Origin of the sequence: Psychrobacter phenylpyruvicus DSM 7000 = NBRC 102152, from assembly GCF_000685805.1 — a bacterium.
In the GTDB taxonomy this organism is placed as follows: Bacteria; Pseudomonadota; Gammaproteobacteria; order Pseudomonadales; family Moraxellaceae; genus Psychrobacter; species Psychrobacter phenylpyruvicus.
On the sequence record NZ_JMKP01000094.1, the window covers coordinates 1 to 1,371 of the forward strand.

At 39.3% G+C, this 1,371-nt stretch carries 1 protein-coding gene; it reads right to left on the reverse strand.

All coding sequences use genetic code 11. The features are described 5' to 3' along the window. Window positions 1-234 precede the first annotated feature (234 nt). Window positions 235-1,371 (reverse strand): hypothetical protein (locus G561_RS15635; RefSeq protein ID WP_244265446.1); only part of this gene is annotated, 1,137 nt, incomplete at its 5' end.

The following is a 1,371-nucleotide window of genomic DNA, read 5'->3' on the forward strand; positions in this document are numbered from 1 at the left end:
GTGCGTCAATCCCTCCCACTTGTGCGTCAATCCCTCCTACTTAGCCCCCTCAACCCTTTATAGAACAAACTCTCCCAGTGACCTAAAAAGCTTTTAATAAGTTTTAAGAACTAAAAAAACAGATTTTTTGTTTTAAAATAAAAAAACAACAAGAAAAAACCATTCAAATAACCAAAGGTTATGATGATTATCTGGATCTAAAATTCACTCATATTTCTCTTAGCCAAAGGTGTTTTATCGACTAAACCCTCTTGAAGGCCTATGAGATCGTTGTAAATCGTTATTAAACGCACGTAAACCATCCTCTATGGCTTTGTTTTGTTCATTGGGTAACTGACTACCATAAATATTTTTAAACACCTCTACGGTCGAATTTAGAGCGTTTATATAACTCTCTCGCTGACCACTAGGCAGTTTGACCACATCAAAGTAGGCATACTTGAATTGTTGGCAAGTTCTATTTAGCGTATCTGCTCTATGAGATTTAGCTAATTCTCTGGCCTCTATGGTTTGTTTATCATCAGAAATAAACTGATCTAACCCTTGAATGTAGTCAAATGATGAAATGATATCTCGGGTCATTCTACCCACCTCTCCGGCACTACCGCCTAACTTAGGAATAATGCTTTGGTTAAAATCAGCTCTTTTTTGGTCAATATCTTCTTTAAATTCAAACCATGCGGTTAACCGCTCGTTATACTGCTCACGCTCCTGCCTAGGATGATTAACCAGGTGGATAAGGTCCTTGTTGTTGGCAATAAAGCTTTCATCAATCTTATTTTTAACCGCTGTCAAATTGTCTCTAAAATACTCACTTTGAAGATTAAGTGAGGTCACAAAGTTTTTGATCACCTCAATTTGTCTGTAGTCATATTTATCAGGGTAATCATTAGGATCATCATTCCAGCCAGGTCTCAAACAGTTATCTTGTTGTGTGGCAGTGAGTAATTTATGAGCAAGTCTTAGCTTAAGCTGTTCAGCACGTTCAGATCTTCTCTTATCTTCAAGATTTGCTCTTCTAGTTTCTCTATCAACTCGTCTTTGCTGCTGATCAAGCCTAGCAGCTCTTGCTCGTCGCGCGTTGTCATCGAACGGGGTTGGGGTAGGTCTTGCTCGCTTTGTAGCGTTTTGATGGATGCTCTTAGCGATTGATTCGCTGTCTGCAGCTCGTTTTGAGTTTGCAATAACAAAGCGTTTTGAGACATCAATTCTTTGTTGTGCTTCATCGTTTCTTCTGTCTGCCTCATCAATTCTATTTGGTAAGTTTTCACATCGCTCAGCTGCCCAAGCAGTACCTGATTTTGCGTCTTCAATGTATCGTTTTGTGCTGTCAGCTCGTCGTTCTGTGTCTTCAATGCATCGTTTTGTGCT